This window comes from Kribbella sp. NPDC051587 (assembly GCF_044453945.1).
Classification (GTDB): Bacteria; Actinomycetota; Actinomycetes; order Propionibacteriales; family Kribbellaceae; genus Kribbella.
Window position 1 is genome coordinate 697,022 of the sequence record NZ_JBITDE010000003.1, and the last position, 24,063, is coordinate 721,084.

At 68.0% G+C, this 24,063-nt stretch carries 26 protein-coding genes and 1 pseudogene; 15 read left to right on the forward strand and 12 right to left on the reverse strand.

Going from position 1 to position 24,063, the window contains the following annotated elements:
• Window position 1 precedes the first annotated feature (1 nt).
• Window positions 2-301 (reverse strand): annotated as a pseudogene (locus ACIA49_RS15350) (MFS transporter); the annotation flags it as partial.
• A gap of 30 nt (window positions 302-331) precedes the next feature.
• Between ACIA49_RS15350 and ACIA49_RS15355 the strand changes: the two are divergent.
• Window positions 332-1,150: a helix-turn-helix transcriptional regulator gene (locus ACIA49_RS15355; RefSeq protein WP_396377779.1), complete on the forward strand. Its 819-nt coding sequence runs from the start codon at window positions 332-334 to the stop codon at window positions 1,148-1,150.
• A gap of 32 nt (window positions 1,151-1,182) precedes the next feature.
• Window positions 1,183-1,542 (forward strand): VOC family protein, encoded by a 360-nt coding sequence (locus ACIA49_RS15360; RefSeq protein ID WP_396377780.1) that lies wholly within the window; start codon window positions 1,183-1,185, stop codon window positions 1,540-1,542.
• A gap of 80 nt (window positions 1,543-1,622) precedes the next feature.
• Here the strand turns inward: ACIA49_RS15360 and ACIA49_RS15365 are convergent, their stop codons facing one another.
• On the reverse strand, window positions 1,623-2,324 hold the full coding sequence (locus ACIA49_RS15365; protein WP_396377781.1) for an SDR family oxidoreductase: 702 nt from the start codon (window positions 2,322-2,324) through the stop codon (window positions 1,623-1,625).
• Window positions 2,325-2,421: 97 nt separating this feature from the next.
• Between ACIA49_RS15365 and ACIA49_RS15370 the strand changes: the two genes are divergently transcribed.
• Entirely contained in the window at window positions 2,422-3,300 is an 879-nt protein-coding gene (locus tag ACIA49_RS15370; RefSeq protein WP_396377782.1) for a LysR family transcriptional regulator, read from the forward strand.
• A gap of 6 nt (window positions 3,301-3,306) precedes the next feature.
• On the opposite strand, the gene ACIA49_RS15375 is transcribed toward ACIA49_RS15370, so the two are convergent.
• The 6 genes from ACIA49_RS15375 to ACIA49_RS15400 are packed head-to-tail and all read right to left on the reverse strand — an operon-like array spanning window position 3,307 to window position 9,063.
• A complete protein-coding gene (locus ACIA49_RS15375; RefSeq protein ID WP_396377783.1) occupies window positions 3,307-3,876 on the reverse strand; it encodes a dihydrofolate reductase family protein in 570 nt (189 codons plus the stop codon).
• Between the two features lie 60 nt (window positions 3,877-3,936).
• On the reverse strand, window positions 3,937-5,772 hold the full coding sequence (gene recQ / locus ACIA49_RS15380) for a DNA helicase RecQ (RefSeq protein WP_396377784.1): 1,836 nt from the start codon (window positions 5,770-5,772) through the stop codon (window positions 3,937-3,939).
• A 46-nt stretch (window positions 5,773-5,818) separates the two neighbouring features.
• Window positions 5,819-6,229, reverse strand: a complete 411-nt coding sequence (locus ACIA49_RS15385) for a VOC family protein (RefSeq protein WP_396377785.1) — start codon at window positions 6,227-6,229, stop codon at window positions 5,819-5,821.
• Window positions 6,226-7,068 carry a helix-turn-helix domain-containing protein gene (locus ACIA49_RS15390; RefSeq protein WP_396377786.1) on the reverse strand — a complete coding sequence of 281 codons (843 nt, stop codon included), beginning with the start codon at window positions 7,066-7,068 and terminating at the stop codon, window positions 6,226-6,228. The genes ACIA49_RS15385 and ACIA49_RS15390 overlap by 4 nt, the downstream gene beginning before the upstream one ends.
• Window positions 7,069-7,077: 9 nt before the next feature.
• The gene (locus tag ACIA49_RS15395; RefSeq protein WP_396377787.1) at window positions 7,078-8,091 is read right to left on the reverse strand and encodes an SAM-dependent methyltransferase; all 1,014 of its coding nucleotides are present in this window, start codon (window positions 8,089-8,091) and stop codon (window positions 7,078-7,080) included.
• A gap of 54 nt (window positions 8,092-8,145) precedes the next feature.
• Window positions 8,146-9,063, reverse strand: a complete 918-nt coding sequence (locus ACIA49_RS15400; protein WP_396377788.1) for an RNA polymerase sigma factor — start codon at window positions 9,061-9,063, stop codon at window positions 8,146-8,148.
• A gap of 115 nt (window positions 9,064-9,178) precedes the next feature.
• Here ACIA49_RS15400 and ilvD point away from each other — a divergent pair, with 115 nt between their 5' ends.
• Complete coding sequence (gene ilvD, locus ACIA49_RS15405) at window positions 9,179-11,029, forward strand: dihydroxy-acid dehydratase (RefSeq protein WP_396377789.1); 1,851 nt, start codon at window positions 9,179-9,181, stop codon at window positions 11,027-11,029.
• On the opposite strand, the gene ACIA49_RS15410 is transcribed toward ilvD, so the two are convergent.
• A complete protein-coding gene (locus tag ACIA49_RS15410) occupies window positions 11,026-11,811 on the reverse strand; it encodes a helix-turn-helix domain-containing protein (protein WP_396377790.1) in 786 nt (261 codons plus the stop codon). The genes ilvD and ACIA49_RS15410 overlap by 4 nt on opposite strands.
• 62 nt (window positions 11,812-11,873) lie before the next feature.
• On the opposite strand from ACIA49_RS15410, the gene ACIA49_RS15415 reads away from it, so the two are divergent.
• Complete coding sequence (locus tag ACIA49_RS15415) at window positions 11,874-12,683, forward strand: SDR family oxidoreductase (protein ID WP_396377791.1); 810 nt, start codon at window positions 11,874-11,876, stop codon at window positions 12,681-12,683.
• Here the strand turns inward: ACIA49_RS15415 and ACIA49_RS15420 are convergent.
• From ACIA49_RS15420 to ACIA49_RS15430, 3 genes are read right to left on the reverse strand one after another with little or no spacing between them, the layout of a single operon-like run.
• Window positions 12,680-12,982, reverse strand: a complete 303-nt coding sequence (locus tag ACIA49_RS15420) for a type II toxin-antitoxin system PemK/MazF family toxin (RefSeq protein WP_391542023.1) — start codon at window positions 12,980-12,982, stop codon at window positions 12,680-12,682. The two genes, ACIA49_RS15415 and ACIA49_RS15420, sit on opposite strands and share 4 nt — an antisense overlap.
• Before the next feature lies 1 nt (window position 12,983).
• Complete coding sequence (locus tag ACIA49_RS15425; protein ID WP_396377792.1) at window positions 12,984-13,220, reverse strand: ribbon-helix-helix domain-containing protein; 237 nt, start codon at window positions 13,218-13,220, stop codon at window positions 12,984-12,986.
• 54 nt (window positions 13,221-13,274) lie between these two features.
• A complete protein-coding gene (locus ACIA49_RS15430; protein WP_396377793.1) occupies window positions 13,275-13,943 on the reverse strand; it encodes an LON peptidase substrate-binding domain-containing protein in 669 nt (222 codons plus the stop codon).
• A gap of 122 nt (window positions 13,944-14,065) precedes the next feature.
• Between ACIA49_RS15430 and hisD the strand changes: the two genes are divergently transcribed.
• The 10 genes from hisD (at window position 14,066) to ACIA49_RS15480 (ending at window position 24,035) form a co-directional block, all read left to right on the forward strand.
• Window positions 14,066-15,394, forward strand: a complete 1,329-nt coding sequence (gene hisD, locus ACIA49_RS15435; protein ID WP_396377794.1) for a histidinol dehydrogenase — start codon at window positions 14,066-14,068, stop codon at window positions 15,392-15,394.
• Window positions 15,391-16,509 (forward strand): histidinol-phosphate transaminase, encoded by a 1,119-nt coding sequence (locus ACIA49_RS15440; RefSeq protein ID WP_396377795.1) that lies wholly within the window; start codon window positions 15,391-15,393, stop codon window positions 16,507-16,509. Before hisD ends, ACIA49_RS15440 begins: the two co-directional genes overlap by 4 nt.
• Complete coding sequence (hisB, locus tag ACIA49_RS15445) at window positions 16,506-17,105, forward strand: imidazoleglycerol-phosphate dehydratase HisB (RefSeq protein ID WP_396377796.1); 600 nt, start codon at window positions 16,506-16,508, stop codon at window positions 17,103-17,105. The genes ACIA49_RS15440 and hisB overlap by 4 nt, the downstream gene beginning before the upstream one ends.
• The gene (gene hisH, locus ACIA49_RS15450; RefSeq protein ID WP_396377797.1) at window positions 17,102-17,743 is read left to right on the forward strand and encodes an imidazole glycerol phosphate synthase subunit HisH; all 642 of its coding nucleotides are present in this window, start codon (window positions 17,102-17,104) and stop codon (window positions 17,741-17,743) included. Before hisB ends, hisH begins: the two co-directional genes overlap by 4 nt.
• Window positions 17,744-17,851: 108 nt before the next feature.
• Entirely contained in the window at window positions 17,852-19,246 is a 1,395-nt protein-coding gene (locus tag ACIA49_RS15455; RefSeq protein WP_396377798.1) for an alkaline phosphatase PhoX, read from the forward strand.
• Window positions 19,247-19,444: 198 nt separating this feature from the next.
• Complete coding sequence (locus ACIA49_RS15460) at window positions 19,445-19,918, forward strand: hypothetical protein (RefSeq protein WP_396377799.1); 474 nt, start codon at window positions 19,445-19,447, stop codon at window positions 19,916-19,918.
• A 351-nt stretch (window positions 19,919-20,269) separates the two neighbouring features.
• A complete protein-coding gene (locus ACIA49_RS15465; RefSeq protein WP_396377800.1) occupies window positions 20,270-20,818 on the forward strand; it encodes a hypothetical protein in 549 nt (182 codons plus the stop codon).
• Window positions 20,805-21,662 carry a phosphotransferase gene (locus tag ACIA49_RS15470; protein WP_396377801.1) on the forward strand — a complete coding sequence of 286 codons (858 nt, stop codon included), beginning with the start codon at window positions 20,805-20,807 and terminating at the stop codon, window positions 21,660-21,662. The genes ACIA49_RS15465 and ACIA49_RS15470 overlap by 14 nt, the downstream gene beginning before the upstream one ends.
• A gap of 771 nt (window positions 21,663-22,433) precedes the next feature.
• Entirely contained in the window at window positions 22,434-23,012 is a 579-nt protein-coding gene (locus tag ACIA49_RS15475) for a hypothetical protein (RefSeq protein WP_396377802.1), read from the forward strand.
• Between the two features lie 315 nt (window positions 23,013-23,327).
• A complete protein-coding gene (locus tag ACIA49_RS15480) occupies window positions 23,328-24,035 on the forward strand; it encodes a hypothetical protein (RefSeq protein ID WP_396377803.1) in 708 nt (235 codons plus the stop codon).
• Window positions 24,036-24,063 lie beyond the last annotated feature (28 nt).

A 24,063-nucleotide genomic window follows, 5' to 3' on the forward strand; every position in this document is an offset into this window, starting at 1 on the left:
AAGTCACCGCGAACAGCCCAAGCCCAGCAACGAACGCGCGCCGGGCACCGATCCGGTCGGCCCACGCACCAGCCGGAAGCAGGGCCAGCGCGAAGACGAGTGAGTAGCCCGCGAGTACCCAGGCCAATCCGCCGTGGGCGTTGAGGTCGCGGCCGATCGCGGGTAGAGCAGTGGTCACCGTCGAGGCGTTCAGCGTGATCAGGAAGAACGACAAGGCGGCAGCGGTCAGGGCAGAACGTCGAGTGGGCACAACTACTACCGTGGACCTCGGCACGGACGGACAAAAGGTTGCTGGGTGCACCTGACAGGGCTACCCAGATCGGAGGACACGGTGCGATCGGTACGACGGCGCGAGCTGGGCGAGTTCCTCCGGGAGCGCCGCGGCCGCCTGTCACCACCGCCCACCGACGAAGCCCGCCGTACGCCGGGCCTGCGCCGGGCGGAGCTTGCCGACCTTGCCGGGGTCAGCGTCGGCTACTACACCCGACTCGAGCAGGGCCGCGCTCCGCACCCGTCGGACAGCGTGCTCGACGCACTGATCCGCACCCTCGCACTGACCGACGACGAGTCCACCTACCTCAAGGCGCTCGCCGCTGACACACCCGTGTCCTACTCCCGGAAGGTGTCGCCGTCGGCGCTGCGGACGATCGGGTTCCTGTCTGTGCCCACTGCCGCCGTCGTGGTCGGCCAAATCGGTGACGTGCTGGCCTGGAATGACGCGGCGGCGTATCTGTTCCCGGGGCGGCTGCCTGCGCCGGGGGAGCAGCCGAAGCGCCCACCGAACAACTCCCGCTACATTTTCAGCCCGGAGGCGCGCAGTCTCTACCAGGGCTGGGCTCAGGTCGCCGACGACGTGGTCGCTCACCTCCGCGCGGCCGCTGCGCACATGGTCGACGATCCGGACTACCGTGCTCTCGTCGACGAGTTGCTCGCTGAGAGCCCGGAGTTCGCCGCACGGTGGTCGCGGCGGGACGTGAAACGGCACGTGTCGGGGGAGCGGCACCTGAACCACCCGACGCTCGGCCATCAGACGGTGCGGCACGAGGTGCTCGCCGTACTGGACGTCCCGGATCAGTACCTTGTTCTGTACGGCCTCGAAAACCCACTGCCGCGCGATGTCGAAATCACCGGCACGGTCTCTACGTACTGAGTGAAGACACCATTCGTACTGGAGGAAACACCATGACCCACTTCACGAGCGTGCGCACCGTTGGCATTCCCGTCACCGACCAGGACCGCGCGCTGGACTTCTACACCAAGACCCTCGGCTTCACGCTGGCCTTGGACACACCCCTACCGCAGCTCGGCGGCCGCTGGATCGTCGTCACCGCGCCCGGCGGCGGCACCAGCCTCGCTCTGACCCCAGGCGCTGGCTCCGTAGACACCGGAATCCGCCTGGCCACCCCAGACGCCGCAGCCGCGCATCAGCACCTCAACGACGAGCAGGTGAGCACCAGCGAGCTGCTGGTCTGGCCGGGCGTCCCGCCGATGTTCAACTTCCAGGACCCCGACGGGAACACCTTGTACGTCAGTCAGGACTGAGGCAGCTCAACTCCCGTCAGCGAGGCGCAGGCGGCCAGCAGGGCGTTCTGTGCCTCGGGATCACTGGCCAGCGGGCTCAGTTAGACGAGCACATTGCCGCCGCCGACGGTGACGATGGAGCCGCTGGCGTAGTGCTGGTTCATCAGGAAGACGTAGGCCTCGGCGATGTCCTCGGGCTCGCCGATCCGGCCGACCGGGACGGACTCGGCGGCGGCGTCGTAGTCGAAACCCTCGGGCCACAAGGGGGTTCGGACCACTCCGGGCTTGACGGCGTTGACGCGGATCGGCGCGAGCTCGACGGCGAGGGCGCGGACCAGGGAGTCGGCGGCGCCGCAGATGCTGGCCGCGATGGACCATCCCGGTCCGGGGCGGTCGGCCGCCGTACCGCTGGTGAGGACGATGGATCCGCCGGGGCGGAGCTTGCCGACCGCTGCGTGTATGGCTTGCAGGGCTCCGAAGTAGCGAAGTTCGAAGGCCTGCTTGGCGCGGGCGAGCTCCATCGACCGGACTTCGAGCAGGCTGAGCGCTTCACCGGCGGTGTAGACGAGATGGTCGAACGGGTCGAGCCCGGCGAAGAACGCTTCGACGGCCTCGGGATCGGTCAGGTCGACCGCCGTACCGGAGGCCGTCGCCGGCAGCTCCTTCAGCGCTCGCTCGACCGACGAAGGGTTGCTGGAGGCAACGATCACGGTGGCGCCGTGGTCGGCGGCGAGGCGGGCGGTGGCCAGCCCGATGCCCGACGTACCGCCGAGGAGGACGACGCGCTGGTCCTGCAGAGTCATGATGATTCGCCTTTCGTGGTGGGGTTCCCTGCCACGATGCGCCCGCGAGGTGGTCGCGGTCCAAGACCTGTTCGGGCGTCTGTAATACCCTCAAGGTATGACGGACGTGGATCTGCGCAAGCTGCGGTACTTCGTCGCGGTCGCCGAGGAGCTGCATTTCGGCCGCGCGGCCGAGCGCCTGCACATCGCGCAGCCGGTGCTGTCCCGCCAGATCCGGGCCCTCGAACACGAGCTCGGTGCGCAGCTGTTCGCGCGCACCAAACGCTCCACCGAGCTGACCCCGGCCGGTCGCCAACTCCTCGACGACGCCCGTCCACTCCTCAACTCGGCCGAGGCGCTCCGCCGCCGCGTCGCCCAAACCGCCCGCGGCCCCAAGACCTTCACCATCGGCTTCATGCCCGGCATCACCCTCACCGCGGCGGTCCGCGCCTTCGAGGCCCTCCGTCCCGACATCACTGTCGAGATCCTCCGGACCACCACGCTTGATCAGGCCCAGGTCCTGTACGACGGCCGCGCCGACGTGAGCGTGGTCCGCCTCCCGATCGACCAGCGCGGGCTGAGTATCCGCCCCCTCTTCGAGGAGCCGCGGCTGGCCATGCTCCCCGCCGACCATCGGCTCGCGGACAAGCCGTCCCTCGACATCACCGACCTGGCCGACGAACACCTCCTGCAGCACCCCGACCAGGTACCGGAGTGGCGCGATGTCTCTCTCGAACTACGCTCCGGCCGGTCGCGCCCCGTCCCCGAACTGAACAGTGTCGAGGAGAAACTCGAACACGTCGCCGGCGGTCGCGGCATCTCGATCCTGCCCCGGTCGGTCGCGTCGTTCTACCAACGCCCCGACGTGAACGCCGTACCGGTCAACGACATCGCCCCCAACAAAGTCTGCCTGGCCTGGCTCGCCTCCCGCCGTTCCCGCGCGATCCAGGACTTCGCTGCCCTCGCGGGCACAGTCGACTGGACCCCGACCCGCTGAGTGCGATCACGTGACCACGCGGTACCGGATGTGGGTGGCCGCCGGAGTGTCGATCACCTTCGCGACCTCCAGTTCGATGCGGTCGGGGAGGACGTCGAAGAGGCGCCGGCCCTGGCCTAGCAGGACTGGGATCTGGTCGATCTGGAGTTCGTCGAGCACACCGGCCTCCAGCGCGGCCCGCGCCGCCTCCGCCCCGTGGACGAGGACGTCGCGGTCGCCGGCGGCGGCCTTGGCCTGAGCCATTCCTTCGGCGACGTCGGTGACGAAGTGGACCTGCGGGAAGCGCGGGTCGGGGTCGCGACGGGTGAGGACGAACAGCGGTACGCCGTGGTGGGTGCCGCCGTAGTAGTCCACCTGCTCCGCCGTACGGCGACCGACGAACACGGCGCCGGTGGCGTGAACCTCGTCCCAGATCTCGCCGGCCGGGCCGACCGGACGCCCGAAGGTGCCGTCGGCCTGCTGGTACCAGTCGTGCAGGCGCATGAAGCCGTCCCCGCCGGGGTTACCAGGGGCGTCGTTGGGTGCGGCAATGAAGCCGTCGAGTGACATCGACATCAACAGCACTGACTTGGACATTCGCGTGCTCCTTTCCGAGCGTCTGATCATGCGTCGGACGGGAGCACCCGGAATCGACACCTACTCTTCTGCGAGAGCCTCCAGGACGCCTTCGCCGTACTTGGCGAGCTTGTTCTCGCCGATGCCGCTGATGGTGCCGAGGGCGGACAGGGAGGTGGGCAGATCGATGGCGATCTGGCGGAGGGTGGCGTCGTGGAAGATGACGTAGGCGGGGACGCCCTGGTCCTTGGCGACGGCGGCGCGCCAGGTGCGGAGGCGTTCGAAGACCGGGACCAGCTCGGCCGGGAGGTCGGCGGCGGGGGACTTCTTGCCGCTGCTGGAGCGGGACCTGGACTTGGTGCGCTCGGGTTCGCGGCGCATCATCACGTCGCGGCGGCGGCCGAGGACCTCGGCGCTGTCGTCGGTGAGGACGAGGGTGCCGTAGTCGCCTTCGACGGTGAGCAGGCGCAGGGCGAGGAGCTGGCGGATGACGCCGCGCCACTCGGTGTCCTTGAGTTCGGTGCCGATGCCGAAGACCGACAGCTGTTCGTGGCGGAACTGCTTGACCTTCTCGGTCTCCTTACCGAGCAGGATGTCGATCAGCTGACCGGCGCCGAACTTCTGGCCGCGCTCGTGCTGCAGGCGGTAGACCGTCGAGAGCAGCTTCTGCGCGGGGATCGTGCCGTCCCAGGACTCCGGCGGCGTCAGGCAGGTGTCGCAGTTGTTGCAGGAGTCGCCGTGCTGACCGAAGTACGCGAGGAGTTGGGAACGACGGCACTGCACGGTCTCGCACAACGCGAGCATCGCGTCGAGGTGCGCGCTCAGCCGGCGCCGGTGCGCGAGATCGCCCTCGGAGGTGTCGATCATCTTGCGTTGCTGGACGACGTCCTGCAGGCCGTAGGCCAGCCAGGCGGTCGACGGCAGTCCGTCACGACCGGCGCGTCCGGTCTCCTGGTAGTAGCCCTCGACAGACTTCGGCAGATCGAGGTGGGCCACGAATCGCACGTCCGGCTTGTCGATCCCCATCCCGAACGCGATCGTCGCGACCACGACCAGGCCGTCCTCGCGCAGGAAGCGGGACTGGTTCTTGGAACGGACGCGGCTGTCGAGACCCGCGTGGTACGGGACGGCCTCGATCCCGTTCTGGGTCAGGAAGGCCGCGGTCTTCTCGACGCTGTTGCGGGACAGGCAATAGACGATCCCCGCGTCACCGGCATGCTCGGTGCGCAGCAGATCGAGCAGCTGCCGCTGCGGGTTGTCCTTCGGCACGATCCGGTACTGGATGTTCGGCCGGTCGAAGCTCGCGACGAAGTGCTTGGCGTCGGTCAGGTTCAGCCGGGTCGCGATCTCCTGGTGGGTCGCCTCGGTCGCCGTCGCGGTCAGAGCGATCCGCGGTACTTCGGGCCAGCGCTCATGCAGCTCCGACAGCATCAGGTAGTCCGGTCGGAAGTCGTGCCCCCACTGCGACACACAGTGCGCCTCGTCGATCGCGAACAGCGCGATCTTGCCCTGGTCGAGCAGCCGCACGGTCGCCTCGACGCGCAGCCGCTCGGGCGCGAGGTAGAGCAGATCCAGCTCACCGGCCAGGAACGCCTGCTCGACCTCACGCCGCTGCTCGTAGTCCTGCGTCGAGTTCAGAAAGCCCGCCCGGACGCCGAGCGCCGTCAAGGCGTCGACCTGGTCCTGCATCAGCGCGATCAGCGGCGAGATCACCACCCCGACGCCGGCCCGCACCAGGGACGGAATCTGGTAGCACAGTGACTTGCCGCCACCGGTCGGCATCAGCACGAGCGCGTCGCCGCCGCCGATCACCGTGTCGATGATGTCACCCTGCTCGCCGCGGAAGGCGTCGTACCCGAAGACACGGCGCAGGACATCAAGAGCTTCGTTCGGCAGAGCGTCAGGTGAATCCGTCACCCCGCGATTCTAGGCAGCTCGCCGAACCCGGATCGCCGAAAAACCTTTACTCGCCCGCATAAGTTCCGATACTCCACAGATTCCCCTCCGGATCCCGGACGGTGAAGCCCCGCGATCCGTAGTCACTGTCCTGCAGACCCCGTACGACGATCGCTCCGGCGCCGATCGCTCGTCCGATCAACGCGTCGGGATCGTCGTGGACCAGATACACCGACTGGGCCTGGTCCGCGAGCAGCGTGAACTCGTTCGGCTCGGACTGCGCATCGGTCGAACTCACCATCACGCCGCCGCCCGCCGGCCAGGTCAGCTCGGCATGTGCGACCGACCCCTCGGCCGCACCCGGGTACGACGCGACCAACTCGAAGCCCAGGCCGTCGGTGAGGAACTGCAGCGCCGCCGAGCCGTCCAGGTACACCAAGGTCGGCCAGACGCCGACTGTCTTCGTCAGAGATGTCATACCCCTGACTCTGCGCTCACCAGGCCCGTCTGGTCTTGAACGTTTGGGAGCTCCTCGGCGATCCACTGCCGCGGCGAGCACCCGGCGATCGCCTGCCACTCACGGGTCAGATGCGCCTGATCGGCGTACCCGAGCTCGGCGGCCAGGTCCGCGAGCCGCACCGTCGGCTGTCGCCGTACCCGCTGGACAGCCTGCTCGAACCGCAGCACCCGCGCCGCCACCTTTGGCGCCAGCCCGAACTCCGTGGTGAACCGATCCGTCAGATGCCGTCGGCTCCACCCGATCTCGGCGGCCAGTTCCTGAACCCCGATCGCACCGTGCGACGACCGCAACCGCCGCCAGGCCCAATCCACCTCAGCCCGTACGGCGGACGCCGGGGGAGCGGCCCATCGCCGCAGTAACGCGGCTTCCAGCAGCTCGAACCGTGACGCCCAACTGCCGGCCTCCCGTAACTGGTCCACCAGCACGTGCGCCGACGGACCGATGAACTCGTCGAGCTCGATCACCCGCCAAGCGATCTCACCCGGCGGCAGCCCGAGCAACGCCCGTGAGCCGGCCGGCGTCAACGCCAGCTGAACACCAGCCCGGCTCGGCGACCCACCGACATGCACCGCCCGCGAATGCAGTCCGCCGACGCCCGCGTCGTACTTCCCCGGCGGCTGACCCGGCCAGGCGATCCCGAGCGGTTCGTCCATCGTGATGACGAGCGTGAGGTACTGCGACGGCAGACCGCGATGCAGCGCCGGCGGCTCACCGTCGTACGCGTAACCGCTGAGGTCACCGACCAACGGGCGCAAGGCAGGGTGCACTTCACGATGAACGTGCGTGAACCCTGCCATGCCACCAATCTAGAGCGGCCTACGGACAAGAACCATGCGGCCGAAGTCGGTCTGCGCTATCCGCACCAGTTCGAACCCGACCGCGACAGCCTCCTCGGCCAGGTCCTCGGCGGTCGGCCCGAACGGGATACCCCAGCCCTGAGCGACCAGCTTGCGCAGTGTGTACGACGGGCGCCCGGCCTCGTCCGGCACCGGCTCCATCTCCTGCACGAAGAGGATCCCGCCGGGCCGGAGCGCGCGCAGGATCATCTCGAGGGTCGCCTGGCGAGTCGGCGCGGGGAAGAACGGCTGCGCCCAGAAGGCGGCTCCGAACGCATCCTTCTCGTCGAAGTCGCGCGCGTCCATCACCTTGAGGTCGACCCGGTCGTCGACGCCGAGTGCGTCGATCCGCCGCTGGGTCTCCGCAGCCACGGTCGGGATCAGCTCGATCGCCGTACCGCGCAGATCGGGGAACATCCCGGCCAGCGTCGTCGTCGCGCCCGCGACACCACAGCCGACGTCCAGGAAGCGGTCGGTGTGGATGAGCTCCGGCAGTTCGGGGATCTGGGGGAGGAACAGCTTGTTGTACAGCGCCTCCGTGACCGCGCTGGCCTTGCCGCCGGTGGCGCGCGCGGTGACCAGCGCATCTGCTTCGGACAGCGGCAGCGGGCTCGGGTCCTCGGCCGCCGCCCGGACCGTCCGGGTCAGCAGCTCCGCCTGGTCCAGTACGTCGTCCAGGCCGATGTAGGCGTCGTCAGCCACCAGCGCCGCGAATGCGTCGGTCAGCTGAACCGTCTCGCCGGACGTCACGACACCATGCGCCTCGAGCACGGTCACGAGGTCGGCAACGCGCTGCGGCGGCAGACCCGAGAACGTGGTCAGCGCGTCGAGGGTGCGCGGTTGGGTCAGGTACGTCGTCCAGCCCTTGTCCCGCAGCGCTGTCACGAGGGACAGGATCTGCGCGCCGTCGACCCAGGCCTTGACCGCGGTCCGGGCCGCGCCGGCGAGAGCGAAGCGTGCGAGTTGATCGTCTTGGTTGCTCACACAGACAGGATGCTGCAGCGGCTCGGGAGTTCGCTGGATTGGCAGTGACCTGAGTCACGCCGGGACGGCCTGTGCGCTCCGCCGCGGGTGGAAGAGGTGCAGGCTGCTCGTCCGGCCGGCCTGCAGATGCTGGATCCAGACCACGGCCGGTGGGCAGTGGAACGGGTCCTCAGGTGGACTGGTCAGGTCGATCTCGCAGACCGCGACGTCCCGGCTGGCGAGCACGTTCGTCAGCCGCCCTCGGACGCCGTCTTCGATGTCTCGGTACATGGCGCGGAGGAAGGACGCTGTGTCGCCGCCACCACCGGACCAGCTGTACTTGGCATCCGGTCGCCAGTACGCCGCCAGTACGTCGTCCAGCGTGCCGTGCTCGGCCCCGTCCAGCACCTCCTCGACCTCACGCCGTCGTACGGCGGTCTGCGCGGCCACGTCGCCGTACGGGTCGTCGGCGGTCGCCAGCAGACGGGCACTGAGCTGACCGCGAGCCTTCGCGAGCCGACTGCGCACCGTGCCAACCGGGATGCCACAAGCAGTAGCGATGTCCTCGTACGCCGTGACGCCGCTGAAGTGCCGCAGCATCATGACCAGGCGCAGGGGCGGCGAGAGGTCCTCAAGTGCACGCCAGACCCAGTCCCGGTTCGCGTGCTGCTCCAGCAGTTCAGCGGGATCCGGCTCGGTGGACGGCAGGCCGTCGTACAGGGTGGGGAGCGGTCGCCGGGCGCGCAGTTGCGTGCGGCAAGCATTCCGGACGACCTGCCGGAGCCAAGCCCCGACGGCGGCCGGATCCCGGACATCGCCGATCCGCGCGAGCGCGATGGTGGTTGCCTCCTGTACGGCGTCCTCCGCGTCCGGGCCGGCGCCCAGGACCGAGACCGCCACCGCGGTCATCCCGGGACGATGCCGGGTGAGCAGGGTGCCGAGGGCACCGATCGCACCGGACTGTGCGGCCCGCACCAGCTCGGAGTCGTCCATGCCCACCACGATACGGGGGCCCGGGAATCCGCCATCCGGGACCGCCGTTTCGGCATTCGGGACGCGAGTGGCACCATGGACGGAGCCGTTCGCAGCTCGAGTTCTGGAGATTGACGTGCCTGATCTGAGGTCCCGTACCGTCACCCACGGCCGCAACATGGCGGGCGCCCGCGCCCTCATGATGGCCTCCGGCGTCGACCGGGGAGACTTCGGCAAACCGATCGTCGCGGTGGCGAACAGCTTCACCGAGTTCGTTCCCGGGCACACCCACCTGGCCCCGGTCGGCCGGATCGTCTCCGCGGCGATCCACGCGGTCGGCGGGATCGCGCGCGAGTTCAACACGATCGCCGTCGACGACGGGATCGCGATGGGGCACGGCGGGATGCTCTACAGCCTGCCCTCGCGCGACCTGATCGCGGACTCGGTCGAGTACATGGTCGAGGCGCACTGCGCGGACGCGCTGGTCTGCATCTCGAACTGCGACAAGATCACCCCGGGCATGCTGATGGCCGCGCTCCGGCTGAACATCCCGACCGTGTTCGTCTCCGGCGGCCCGATGGAGGCCGGCCGGGCCACGCTGGTCGACGGGACCGTGCGCAAGCTGGACCTGATCGACGCGATGTCCGAGGCCGTCAACGAGAACGTCTCCGACGCCGACATCCAGCGGATCGAGGAGAACGCCTGCCCGACCTGCGGTTCGTGCTCGGGCATGTTCACCGCGAACTCGATGAACTGCCTGACCGAGGCGATCGGCCTGTCGCTGCCCGGCAACGGCTCGGTGCTCGCCACGCACACCGCGCGCAAGGCGCTGTACGAGAACGCCGGCCGCACGGTCGTCGAGATCACCAAGCGGTACTACGACACCGACGACGCGACCGTGCTGCCGCGCACCGTCGCGTCGCGGGCCGCGTTCGAGAACGCGATGGCGCTCGACATCGCGATGGGCGGCTCGACGAACACGATCCTGCACCTGCTCGCCGCGGCCCAGGAGGCCGAGGTCGACTTCGACCTGGACGACATCAACGCCGTCTCGCGCCGCGTGCCCTGCCTGGCGAAGGTCGCGCCGAACGTCGCGCCGGGCGGCACCTACTACATGGAAGACGTGCACCGCGCCGGCGGCATCCCCGCGATCCTGGGTGAGCTGTACCGGGCCGGCCTGCTGAACGAAGACATCCACACCGTGCACAGCGCCTCGATCGGTGACTGGCTGAAGAACTGGGACGTGCGCAGCGGCTCGCCGTCCGCCGAGGCGGTCGAACTGTGGCACGCAGCGCCCGGCTGCAAGCGGTCCGCGACGGCGTTCTCACAGTCGGAGCGTTGGGACACGCTGGACACCGACGCTGCCGGCGGTTGCATCCGCGACTTCGAGCACGCCTACTCTGCCGACGGCGGGCTGGCAGTACTCAAGGGAAATCTGGCCGTCGACGGCTGCGTCGTGAAGACAGCCGGGGTGGACGAGTCGATCTGGACGTTCCAGGGACCTGCGGTGGTGTGTGAGTCGCAGGAGGAAGCGGTCGAGAAGATCCTGGCCAAGAAGGTGCAGCCGGGTGACGTCGTGGTGATCCGCTACGAAGGCCCGAAGGGCGGGCCAGGCATGCAGGAGATGCTCTACCCGACCTCGTTCCTGAAGGGCCGCGGCCTGGGCAAGGTCTGCGCCCTCGTCACCGACGGCAGGTTCTCCGGCGGTACGTCGGGTCTATCGATCGGGCATGCCTCACCGGAAGCCGCCTCGGGTGGCACGATCGCGCTCGTCCAGGACGGCGACCAGATCCGCATCGACATCCCGAACCGCTCGATCGAGCTCCTGGTCGACGACGCCGAGCTGGACGCCCGCCGTACCGCACTGAACGGCGTCTACGCCCCCAAGGCTCGTGAGCGCAAGGTCTCCCAGGCACTGCGCGCGTACGCCGCGATGGCGACCAGCGCGGACAAGGGCGCCGTACGGGACGTCTCGAAGCTGGGTTAGACCAGCCGGGCCAGAGCCGCTTCCGACGAGCTGCCGGGAGCGGCCTGGTAGACGATAATCACCTGGTCCTCGGAGCCGCCGACGGTGAGAGCCTGACGCCGTACGGCGAGGTCGCCGACGACCGGGTGCGCGAAGCGCTTGAGCTCGTCACGGGACGGCCTCGCGTCGTGTTGCGCCCACAGAGTGCGGAAGTCGGCGTCGGTCTCCAGATCAGCGATGAGCCGGTTGGTCCGCGCGTCGCGTGGGTCCGCCTCGGCGCGCAGAGCGGCTGCGGTCTGGGCGGCGATCAGAGGCCAGTCCGGGAACAGATCTCGGGTCGTTGGGTCGAGGAACATGTCGCGCGCCAGGTTGTGCCCGGGCTCGTACATCGGTGCGAGCGCACGGGCCCACTTGTTGGCAGCCAGTACGTCGAAGCGCCGGTTCCGCACGTATGCGGGAGTGTGCGACCACATGTCGAGCAACTGGTGAACGTCCTCGGAGACTGCGGTCTCGGGCGGCCGCTCGGAGTCCGGATTCGCGAGTGAGTACAGGTATGTCGAGGTGTCGGCGTCGAGCTCCAACGCGCGCGCGAGCGACCGCAGGACCTGCGGTGACGGGTTCTGATCTACACCTTGTTCCAGGCGGGTCAGATAGGGCTCGCTGATCCCGGCCAACCGGGCCAGCTCGTCGCGGCGGAGGCCCGCGACCCGGCGGCGGGTCGACGTAGGGAGATCGGCGCGAGCGGCCGGTACCCGGGCCCGCCGGGCCTTCAGAAACTCTCCCAACACGTTCTCGGCAGCCACCTTCGAAGGGTAACCCTGGCGGGGTGCTGGTTGCCTCGCGGCCAAAGTCAGAGGGTCGAGACATGACAAAGACCTGGTTCATCACCGGCGCGTCCCGCGGCTTCGGCCGGATCTGGGCGAGCGCCGCCCTGTCCCGCGGCGACCGCGTCGCCGCCACGGCTCGCACCGTCGAGTCCTTGAAACCACTCGTCGACCAGTACGGCGACCGCGTGCTGCCGATCCGCCTGGACGTCACCGATCGGGGTGGCGTGGCAGCCGCCGTACAGGAGGCTGTTGCGGCTTTTGGCCGGCTGGATGTGGTCGTGAACAACGCGGGGTACGGCCTGTTCGGGATGGTCGAGGAGGTCAGCGAGGAGCAGGCCCGTGCTCAGCTCGAGGTCAACCTGCTCGGGCCGTTGTGGGTGACGCAGGCTGTGTTGCCGTTCCTGCGGGCCCAGGGGAGCGGGCACATCCTGCAGGTGTCCAGCCTCGGAGGGCTCGCGGCGTTCCCGACGCTTGGGCTGTACAACGCGTCCAAGTGGGGGCTCGAGGGTTTGAGTGAGGCGCTGGCTCAGGAGGTCGGGCCGCTCGGCATCCACGTCACGATCGTCGAGCCCGGGCCTTATGGGACCGACTGGTCGGGTGCCTCGGCTGACCACGCTGCACCGATTCCGGCGTACGAGCCAATTCGGTCAGCGCGGCGAGCGGGTGCGACGCAGCGGTCGCCTCAGGATCCTGAGGCGACCGCTGCGGTCATCCTCGAACTGGTCGACACCGAGGAGCCGCCGCTGCGGCTGTTCCTGGGGGAGTACCCGTACCCGGTGGTCGAGGCCGCCTACCGGCAGCGCCTCGAGACCTGGGACGCCTGGCGGCCACTCGCGGTCAAGGCCTAGATCTCCAGGTCGTAGGCGAGGCTGATCGCTTCGGCGAGGGCCGGCTCCTGGTCGGGGTGCAGGTAGCCGATCAGGCGGCCGAGCTGGGACTTCGGGATGGTCTGGATGTTGTCGCAGGAGATCGCGCTCGGATGGTCGAGCCCGTTCTGCGGGCCGACCAGCACCTCGGTGGACAGCCCTCGGATCGTGCTGGTGATCGGCGCGACGGTGACATTGGTCAGGCGCGGGCGGATCAGTTCGCGCGTGAGCACGACCACCGGCCGCGGCTTGTCCAGCCGCGCGATGTGCAGCGGCCGCATCTCAGTCGAGGTCGTTCAACGCGGTCCCGGACACGGCCGACGCCAATCCCTCGAGCTCGGGATCCTCGCCGTACTCGGCCAGAATCGCCAGATCGCGCGCCGCCAGCTCCCGCCGCCGTTCACGCTCCATCGCCCGGGCCACCACCGAGGCCCGGCTCGTCGCCTTGTCCGTCGCCACCAACTGGTCCATGAAGTCCACCAGCTCATCCGGCAACCGGACCGTGATCTGCTTACTCATACCAAAACCATACCGCTGCGGGATTCACTCCGGTAGCGCCGCGGACGGTCCGGCTCAGTTGGGGGACATGCTGGACCAGCTGAGGTCGGTGGCCGGGAGGGAGGGGAGGGCAGCTATGGCGGCCAGCTCGGCGTCCAGGTGGCCGACGAGTTGGGTGAGACGGCTGGTGGTGTCGGTGGCTTCGAGGAGCTTCTGGCGGTCCGGCGTCAGGAGGGTCATGGCGGCGGACATCAGGTAGGACAGGGTGCTGGGGTCGTCCGGGAGGTCGCCCAGGTGGAGGCCGGGGCGGCTGATGGCGGAGACGGCTTCGGCGTACCGGCGGAAGCGGGCGACCGCGATGGTCGCGGCGCCGAGCGGGTCCTCGCCGAGCTCCTCGTCGAGCCATTCGACGTCGGCGACCAGGTAGTCACCGCCGCCGTCCAGCTCGGCGACCTTGAACCGCCGGTTGCCGGTGAGCGTGATCTCGACCGGGCCGTCGTCGTCCGCGTCGAGGCGGATCTCGGAGATCGTGGCCGAGCAGCCGGTGCCGTACAGCGAGCGGAACACCCGTTCGCCGAGCTCGTACCCGTCGCGGACGGCGAGCGCGCCGCACGCCATCTCGCCGCCGTTCTCGACCAGGTCGCGGATCACCGCCCGCCCCTGGACATCGGTCACCGGGATCGGAAGCACCAGCCCGGGAAAGATCACCGTGTCGACAGTGAGCAACGGCAGGCGGGAGTCCATACCAATGAGACTAGTGGACAACGCATCTCACTACGTGGCGTGACGGTGCGTACGGCCCGGTGGCGAGCTCGGTGGTTGGATGGGCGGTCGGAGGCCGGGCGGGTCAGCACTAGACTGAGCGCATGATTCGCCGCGTCGACCTGCGGGGCCGAGTGGCGGCCGGTGAGGTGTCCGACCTCCAAGCCGAAGTGAACGCCCTCGTCCCCCGAGCCGTGTTCGACGTCGAGAAGGCTCTCGACGTCGTCCGACCCCTGTGTCTGGACGTCCGCCATCGCGGACTGACCGCCATCCGGGAGTACGGCGAGAAGTTCGACCATGTGCGGGTGGACGACGTCCGGGTGCCGGAGGCGGCGCTCAAGACCGCGCTCGAGGAGCTCGACCCGACCGTGCGGGCGGCGTTCGAGGAGTCGATCCGCCGGGTTCGCGAGGTGAGCGAGGACGAGAAGACCGCCGACATCGCCTCCGAGCCGGCGCCGGGTGGTCGCGTCACGCAGCGCTTCGTGCCGGTTCAGCGCGTCGGCCTGTATGTCCCGGGCGGCCGCGCGCCACTCGCGTCATCGGTCGTGATGAACGTCGTACCGGCTCAGGTTGCCGGCGTACCTTCGCTTGCGGTCGCATCGCCTCCGCAGAAGGAGTTCGGTGGTCTGCCGCACCCGACGGTGCTGGCGGTCTGCGCGATGCTCGGGATCACCGAGGTCTATGCGATGGGCGGTGCGCAGGCGATCGCCGGGTTCGCGTACGGCTTCGAGGGCTGCCGCAAGGTGAACCTGATCACGGGTCCCGGCAACATCTACGTCGTTGCCGCGAAGCGATTCCTGCAGAGCGAGGTCGGTATCGACTCCGAGGCCGGGCCGACCGAGATCGCGATCCTGGCCGACGACTCCGCCAACGCGCAGCACGTCGCCGCCGATCTGATCAGCCAGGCCGAGCACGACCCGATGGCCGCTTCAGTCCTGGTGACCCCGAGTGAGACGCTCGCGGCGGCGGTCGAGGCCGAGCTGCCGATCCAGGTCGCCCGGACCAAGCACAGCGACCGCGTGAACGAGGCACTCGACGGTCAGCAGTCGGCCGTCGTACTGGTCGATGATCTTGACCAGGGCACTGCGGTGGTGGACGCGTATGCGGCCGAGCACCTGGAGATTCAGACCGTCGACGCCGAGGAGCGCGCGGCCCGGATCACCAACGCGGGCGCGATCTTCGTCGGCGGCTGGTCGCCGGTCTCGCTCGGCGACTACTGCGCCGGGTCGAACCACGTGCTCCCGACCGCCGGGTGCGCCTGCCACTCGTCGGGTCTGTCCGTGCGCAGCTTCCTGAAGGCCGTGCACGTCATCAACTACTCGCGCGACGCCCTCGAAGAGGTCGCCGGCCATGTAGTTGCCCTCGCCAACGCCGAAGACCTGCCCGCCCACGGCGCAGCCGTCTCCGTCCGCTTCCCCGGAGCAGATTCATGAGCAGCTTTGACGGATTACCGATCCGGGACGAGCTGAAAAGCTTCGAGCCGTACGGCGCTCCGCAGCTCGACGTACCGATCCTGCTGAACGTCAACGAGAACCCGTACCCGCCGAGTGAGGAGACGGTCGCGGACATCGCGGCGTCCGTGACGGCGGCGGCTCGTGGTCTCAACCGCTACCCGGACCGCGAGTTCCTGAACCTGCGGGCCGACCTCGCGGCCTACCTCGGCCGGGAGTCCGGCGCGCACCTGACCGCCGAGCAGATCTGGGCGGCGAACGGTTCGAACGAGGTGATGCTGCACATCCTGCAGGCCTTCGGTGGTCCGGGCCGGACGGCGCTGTCGTTCGCCCCGACGTACTCGATGTACCCGGAGTACGCGCGCGACACCAACACCGGCTGGGTGACCGGCCGCCGGTCCGAGGATTTCACGCTCGACCAGAGCAAGGCGCTCGCCGCGATCTCCCGGCACCGCCCCTCGGTGGTGCTGCTCGCCTCACCGAACAACCCGACCGGTACGGCGTTGCCGATCCAGGTCGTCGAGGCGATCGCGGCCCGGACGGCGGCGATCGGCGCGGTGCTCGTCGTCGACGAGGCGTACGGCGAATTCCGTCGTACCGGGACTCCGAGCGCGCTCTCGCTGCTGCCGGCGTACCCGAATCTCGCGGTCGCCCGGACGATGTCGAAGGCGTTCGCGCTGGCCGGCGGCCGGGTCGGATACCTTGCCGCGAGCAACCAATTGGTCGACGCGCTGCGGATCGTGCGGCTGCCGTACCACCTGTCCGCGGTGACCCAGGCGGTCGCCCGGGCCGCGCTGCGGCACTCCGACGAGCTGCTCGGCCGGGTCGAGCAGTTGCGGACCGAGCGGGACGAGACCGTCAACTGGCTGCGCGCCCAAGGTCTGCGCGCGGTCGACTCGGACGCGAACTTCGTCCTCTTCGGTACCTTCGCCGACCGGCACGCGGTCTGGCAGGCGCTGCTCGACGACGGCATCCTGATCCGCGAGACCGGCCCGGACGGCTGGCTGCGGGTCTCGATCGGTACCAGCGAGGAGATGGCCGCGTTCCGTGCTTCGCTGGAACGCATCCTCAAAGCAGACACGGGAAGGTTGTCATGAGCCGCACGGGGCGAGTTGATCGCGAGACGAGCGAGTCGAAGGTCCTGGTCGACCTGAACCTCGATGGCACGGGCCGGGCCGACATCTCGACCGGTGTCGGGTTCTACGACCACATGCTCAACGCGCTGGCCAAGCACGCGCTGCTCGACCTGCACGTGAACACCGTCGGCGACCTCGAGATCGACGCGCACCACACCGTCGAGGACACCGCGATCGGCATCGGCCAAGCCTTGAAGGAGGCGTTGGGGGACAAGCGTGGCATCCGGCGCTTCGGCGACGCGACCGTCCCGCTCGACGAGGCGCTCGTGCACTGCACCGTCGACCTGTCCGGCCGCCCGTACTGCGTCCACACCGGCGAGCCCGACGGTCAGGTCTACGCGATCATCGGCGGCGACTACGCCGGTTCGCTGACCCAGCACGTCTTCGAGACGCTCGCCTTCAACGCCGCGATCTGCATCCACATCCGCGTGCTGTCCGGTCGCGACCCGCACCACATCGTCGAGGCCCAGTTCAAGGCGTTCGCCCGTGCACTGCGCGCGGCCGCCGAGCTCGACCCGCGGCAGCCGGGCATCCCGTCGACCAAGGGCGCCCTGTGACCAAGAAGGTTGTGCTCTTCGACTACGGGTCGGGCAACATCCGGTCCGGAGAGCGAGCCCTGCAACGCGTCGGCGCCGATGTCACCGTCACCTCCGACTTCGACGAAGCGCTGAACGCCGACGGCCTCCTGGTCCCCGGCGTCGGCGCCTTCGCCGCCTGCATGGCCGGCCTCAAGTCGGTCCGCGGCGACGTCATCGTCGACCGCCGCCTGACCGGCAGCCGTCCGGTCCTCGGCATCTGTGTCGGCATGCAGATCCTCTTCGCGCGCGGTATCGAGCACGGCGTCGAGACCGACGGCTGTGAGCAGTGGCCCGGCGTCGTCGAGCGCCTTCAGCCCTCAGACGCTCAGCCGGTGCCACACATGGGCTGGAACACCATCGACGTACCGGCCGGCACGTCGTTGTTCGACGGCGTCGACAAGGAGCGCTTCTACTTTGTCCACTCGTACGGCGTCCGCACGTGGGAGCTCAACGACGCCCGCGAGTCGGTCGCGCCGCTCGTGACCTGGACGACGTACGGCGAAGATCGTTTCGTCGCCGCCGTCGAGAACGGACCGCTGGCCGCCACGCAGTTCCACCCGGAGAAATCGGGCGACGCGGGCGCGACCGTCCTGGAGAACTGGGTGCGCTCGCTGTAAGGCTTCCCTCAGTAAATCGGGAACACTCGTTCACTTGTCGTTTGCCATCCGTTTACCGTACGTTCACTGGCGACCACTGCTTGTTCTCGAGCTTCGGAGGCCGCCCGCATGTCTCAGTTGTCCAGACGTCAGTTCGTCGGTACCGCTGCCGCAGCCGGAGCCGGAGCCGCCGTCACGGTGGCCGGCTCGGTGGAGGCGCTCTACACCGCGCAGCCGGCGCTCGGCACGTCCGGCCCGAAGATCGGCTACGGCCCGCTCATCCCGGACCCCGCCGGAATGCTCGACCTGCCCCGAGGATTCCGGTACGACGTCCTGTCGCGCGAAGGGACCGTCCGTCCCGACGGCCTGAAGACCCCGAGCCGCTTCGACGGGATGGGTACCTTCCCCGATCGCGACGGCGGCGCCCGGCTGGTCCGCAACCACGAGTGCAGCCCCACCTCGAAGATCAAGGTCGTCGCACCGCCCGAGCGCACCTACGACCCGGGCGGCGCCGGCGGCACCAGCACGCTGATCGTCAACCGGCACCTGCGTGCCACCAAGGAGTACGTCAGCCTCGGCGGTACGGCGATCAACTGCTCCGGCGGCATCACCCCGTGGCGCACCTGGCTGACCTGCGAGGAGACCGAACTCAAGGCCGGCGACAGCGGCTACACCAAGGACCACGGCTTCATCTTCGAGGTCGACCCGTACGACGACCGCCGCAACAACCACCCGTTCCCGCTGAAGGAGATGGGGCGCTTCCAGCACGAGGCCGTCGCGATCGACCCCTCGACCGGCATCGTCTACGAAACCGAAGACGCCTTCGTCGCACCCCTCGGCGGCTTCTACCGCTTCCTCCCGAACCGCCCCCGCGGCGGCTGGGGCTCGCTCCGCCACGGCGGCGAGTTGCAAGCGATGCACATCCCCGGCCTGCTCGACATGTCGACCGTCCAGGAAGCCGGCACGATCTTCCATGGCGTCCAATGGGTCAAGGTCCCCGACCCGCTCGCCAAGACCGAATCCGTACGAGCCCAGGACTACGCCAAGCCGATCACCGGCGGCTACAAGCTCGAAGGCTGCTGGTGGGGCACCCGCGACCGCTGCGTGTACTTCGTCTCCTCCTTCGCCCGCACCGAACTCGGCCCCAAGATCGACCACGACGGCCAGGTCTGGCGCTACGACCCCCGCAAACACACCCTCCGCCTCGAAGTCATCTTCAAACGCTCCAAGCCCGGCTCCGACAACCCCGAGTTCGACGCCCCCGACAACATCACCATGTCGCCGTACGGCGGCCTGATGATGTGCGAGGACGGCATCGGCGACCAGCACATCCTCGGCACCACGGAAGACGGCCAAGTCTTCAAGTTCGCGAAAAACACCGTCAACATCGGCACCCCCACCGCCCCCGAGTACGGCGAACTAACGGGTGTCGGCTTCTCCGCCGACGGCCGCACCATGTTCTTCAACGTCTACAACCCCGGCATCACCTACGCCATCACCGGCCCCTGGCGCCGCCGCCGCTAACTCTGGCTGAGGAGGTCAAGCCCACCCGTGCCGGCCCGCTGTGGCGCGGGTGGCCTTGCCCACCCGGGCCCGGCAGGTGGTTGCCCAAGGCGTGCAACGCGGCGGCCGCAAGGGGCTGGCAATCCAAGGCATCGGGGATGCCCTTCTCAAGGGTGAGCGGATGCTCGCGTTTGAGATAGCGTCGGTTGCGTGACAGATATGCCATCAAGCCATCAGGTGATGGTGGTCTATCACCAGTTCTTCCTGACTCCGCTCGGCCAGACGCCCATCATGGATCCGCGGACGACGAGTCGGCTGTTGGTTTTCAGCCCGACGGGACCGGCTGCCATCATCTGCTGTGGCTGCGCCAGGGGTCCGGTGAACGTTACGGTCACTGTTGGCGCGGGCGACCTCCCGGACCTCGCCGTCGCTGCGGCCGACTGGGAGATCGCCGAGGAAGTGACATTACGGGTCACGAAGGATCTGTACCTGGTGCCGCTTGTCCCCGAAGGCCCGGTGGTCAAGGTCTACAGCCCTGTCGTACCGGGGCCGCACGTCATCCAGGCATTTGCTCGAGGGCGCGTGACCCACTATGACTCGGTCGTCGAAGAACCGACCGAGGACTACCTGATCACCATCGCGCCGGCGACGGCACCACGCCCTCGGCGACGAGTCGGCGACGACAGCGTCTGATGGTCCGAGCCGGGCATCCCGCTGAGGTTGTCCATAGACAGGGCCGGCTGCAGTTGCCGCGAGCGGTTAGGATCGTCGGGACGGACGGCTCGCGGGTGCGGGCTCGTTCCTTGGATTCAGTGGAGAGGCTGCTGATGGCAGATGGCGTCTGGGGTCGGGTGCATCGTCACCTGCCCGGCCGGCGGGGCACGCGCTGACACGGTAGGTACGGACGTGTCGTCGCGTGCTGCGGAGGTGTGCAGCACTGCGATCCTGCCGTGTCGCAGAAGGTTATTTGCCGGCTTCGATACCTAGGCGCAGACAGCCTTCAGGTGGTCGGACCTGGCACCGCTGCGACTCCAAGAAGGTGTCATGTACCCCAACGAAACTCAACGCCGCGTCGTCGTCACCGGGATGGCTGGATCCGGGAAGTCCACGTTCTCCCGGGCACTTGCGGTCAAATACGGCCTGCCGCTCATTCACCTGGACCTGCACTTCTGGAAGGCGGGCTGGACCGAACCGTCGGAGGCCGAGTGGCGTGAGAAACAACATGTCCTGCTGGCCGGCGACGCGTGGGTTGCCGACGGCAACTACACGGAGACGCTCGATCTCCGGCTCGAACGCGCCGACACGGTGGTGGTTCTGGCCACGCCGTGGTGGCGGTGTGCGGGGCGAGCCTTGCTGCGCGGCTGCCGAATGCCGGACAAGCTGCCTGACGGATGTGAGTACACAGCCTGGCAACGGTTGCGCGATGAGTGGCGCCTCATCCCGCTCATCTGGCGGAACCGGCGTACGGAACTCGAACGCGAGCAAGAGATCATCGCCCGTCACGGGCAACACGCGACTCTGCATGTGCTCAAGTCCAAAGCGGCGATCAGGGAATTCCTCGACGGGAGGAGACGTCGCGATGAAAGCAACTGATGTACGGCGTGCGATCGCTGCGGTCAAGTTGATCGCCTCAGACCTCGACTTACCCGTCGACGACGCGATCGTTCTCAGCGACTCGAACCGGCTCGTCATCCGCCTGATGCCTTGCGATACCGTCGCCCGAGTCACGCCTCTGACGCATTTCGCCAGCGCAGAGCAGGAAGTCGAACTCGTCAAACAGCTAGCGCAGACGGACAGCCCGGTCGCCCCGCTCGAGCCTCGGGTCGAACCACGCGTCTTCGTGCGCGACGGCTTCAAGATCACCCTGTGGGCCCACCTCGAACCTGCGCAGTCTCGAGTGCTTCCCCCCGCCGAGTACGCGCAGGCGCTCGCAGGTCTACATGCCGGCCTGCGGCGGATCGAGGTCGCGACGCCACACTTCATGGATCGAGTGGCTGCTACTCAACGAGACGTTGCCAACCGTGACGTCACGCCCGATCTCGCGGACACGGATCGAGCGCTGCTCGCTAATACGCTGCACGAGCTGGGGCGATCAATCGTCAGCCGGCGCGGCGCCGTACAAGTGCTGCACGGCGAGCCGCACCCGATGAACATCCTGACCACGAAGGACGGGCCGCTCTTCATCGACTTCGAGAACACGGCCCGCGGGCCCGTCGAGTACGACCTGGCGTGGGTGCCCACCGAGGTCAGCCGGCACTATCCCAACGCTGATCAAGACGTCGTCGACGAGTGCAGAGGCGTCGTACTCGCGATCGTCGCAACGCATCGCTGGAGTCTCGGCGACCAGCACCCAAGCGGCAGGGAATCGGGCGTGGCGTTCCTTCGCGCCCTGCGAGACGGTCCACCGTGGCCCGCGCTCGACGACGTCGTCTGGTAGAGCGACAGACAGTTGGAGACGGCTCTCCGTCGCGAGCGGAGAGCCGTCCAGTGACAAGTCGCGCCGTGCCTGTCTGTACGGCGTGAATTGCCCTGGCGCGCCCAGTGAGTGGCGCCTGGCCTGGGACTAGTGTTTTCGCCTCCTCCTTGCCCGCACCGAACTCGGCCCCAAGAGCGACCACAACGGCCAGGTCTGGCGCTACGACCCCCGCAAACAGACTCTTCGCCTCGAAGTCATCTTCAAAGGCTCCAAGCCCGGCTCCGACAAACCCCGAGTTCGACGCCCCCACCACCCCCGAGTACGGCGAACTCACCGGCGTCGGCTACTCCGCCAGCGGCCGCACCACGTTCTTCAACGTCTACAACCCCGGCATCACCTACGCCATCACCGGCCCCGGCGCCGCCGCCGCTAACCCATGGTGCGGTTGATAGCCCACCCGTGCGGCCCGCGGATGGTGCAGCAGGCACTGCCCGCCCGGGCCGGCTCGTGGTGGCCCGCCGCGGGCAGTTGACCCATGTGTCAAAGGAGGAGTTTTGCGCGCTATTCATACGCCATGCGCCGGAGCGGATGGCGGGATGAATCTGACAGACGCCCGCCAAGTCTGTGGCCAACGGATCGGCGGCTGGGAGTCGCGACTCGGAGGCGCGATCTTTCACGGTCGGTGCTGACCCGCGATTCCTTTTGGCCGTGGCCGGTACTACCGTGCCGGATGTGAGGCGTGCGACAGATCGGGGGGCGATCTGATCTATCACCCCTCCACGGGAGGAACACATGTCCGAGCATGATTCGCGAGACGAGTCACGGCCAAGAAGGCAGGAGCCGCCGATACGAAAGACGCATCCTGTCCGCAGTACATTCGTCGTTCTCTGCGCTCTTGCCCTTCTTGTGGGCTGCGGCGGGAAGGCCGATCAGAACGCGGCGACGACGACCGTCACGTCCACCCCCTCGCCAACCCCGAGCATGTCCGTTCGGCAGGCCGCAAGCAAAGTTGCGGGCCTACGCGCGAAAAACCAGAAGCTGGTCAAGGACTTTGAGGATCTGTGCGATTTGACCAAGTGGAGCGATTCATTGGTTGACGCGCAAGCGCTGGCTTGCAGTCTCGTTGTCCAGCGAGCTCCGCTCGAGGGGCAGATCGCAGCCAAGGCACTGACGATGGCACATCCGCCTGCAGAGGTTGCGGAGCTACTTGTTGCTACGCGCGCCAGCGCTTCAGCGCTCGGCAAGGTCTCGTCCGAGGAGTGCGAGAAGTCGGCGAAATCTGATGGTTGCCTGATCGTAGAGCGGTTCAAGGCCAGTGAGGCTGCAGATGCTTTTCAACTCGCATTCGCCGACTGGGAGCCGTACCTCTGACGCTTCAACGCGGAGATCCGCAGACCAAGGCCGAGGGGCCTGCATTGCCTGGCGGTCATTGCCAAACGCGACAAGTGGCCCGGGGACGACCGGCCTGGCAGGCCCTTGGGTGCTACCGCTAACTCTGGTGAGCGACCCACTGCTCGTCGTCGTTGCTAAGTAGGTCACCACCGCGCCGACGTTTCGCCAGGCGTCGGCTGACTCGTAGTCCCGTGCCTGCCGGCATGCGATTGCCTTCGAGCATGTGGGTTTGCCGCGAAAATACTTAGGGCTCAGATGAAGACGAATGGTGGCTTTGCCGGGATGATGCGTTGAATGACAGATTCAGGGGAAGGCGATGCTGCGGACATCGACAGTGCTGCGCATAGGCCGTCGGCGTCCATCCTTGAGCGAGTGTTGGCGGGGATTGCCGGAGTCGCAACGACGGCTCTCGGCGCGTTGGCCGTCTTCACGACCGAGAACGAGGTCGGTACCGGAGCCCTGCTGGTGGCAGGCGCGGCCTTCCTGGCCATGGCCATCTTCGGACTGGTACCTGTGCGCCTCAAGGTGGGGGACAGAGAGGTCTGGGTTGCGAGAGCGGCGTTGAGGGCAATCACGGAGGTTGCCAAGGCGACCGACTCGGCCGCGCAGGAGGAGATAGTCGAACAGTTCGAGGAAGAGTTGGAGACGCACGGTATTCAGCGCGACCAAGCGGAGGCTGTGGAGTCGATGTTGAGCCGCTTCGAGCGTTACTCCGGATCGCCTGACGCACGTCTCGTCCACGATGCCCTAGTGGGCATGGGGTGGCGGCCATCGGTGCCTCCGAAGAGTACCTACATCCGGTGGGTCTACACGGGGAGAAAGGCCGTCAGCCTCTTCCAGCGAAGCGGCTCGCTGGCTGTGGCGACCGTTCAAGCCCGTGAGTACGCGAAGACGCTCCCCGGCGCTGCTGATGGGACGAAGGATGTGGTGTTCGCCTACGCAGGCGATCCCAACATCGCGATCGACGCTGCCGCCGCCCTCCAGCGGTATGCCGACACCTGATCCAGCTGACACTAGCGCGGCGCTATCA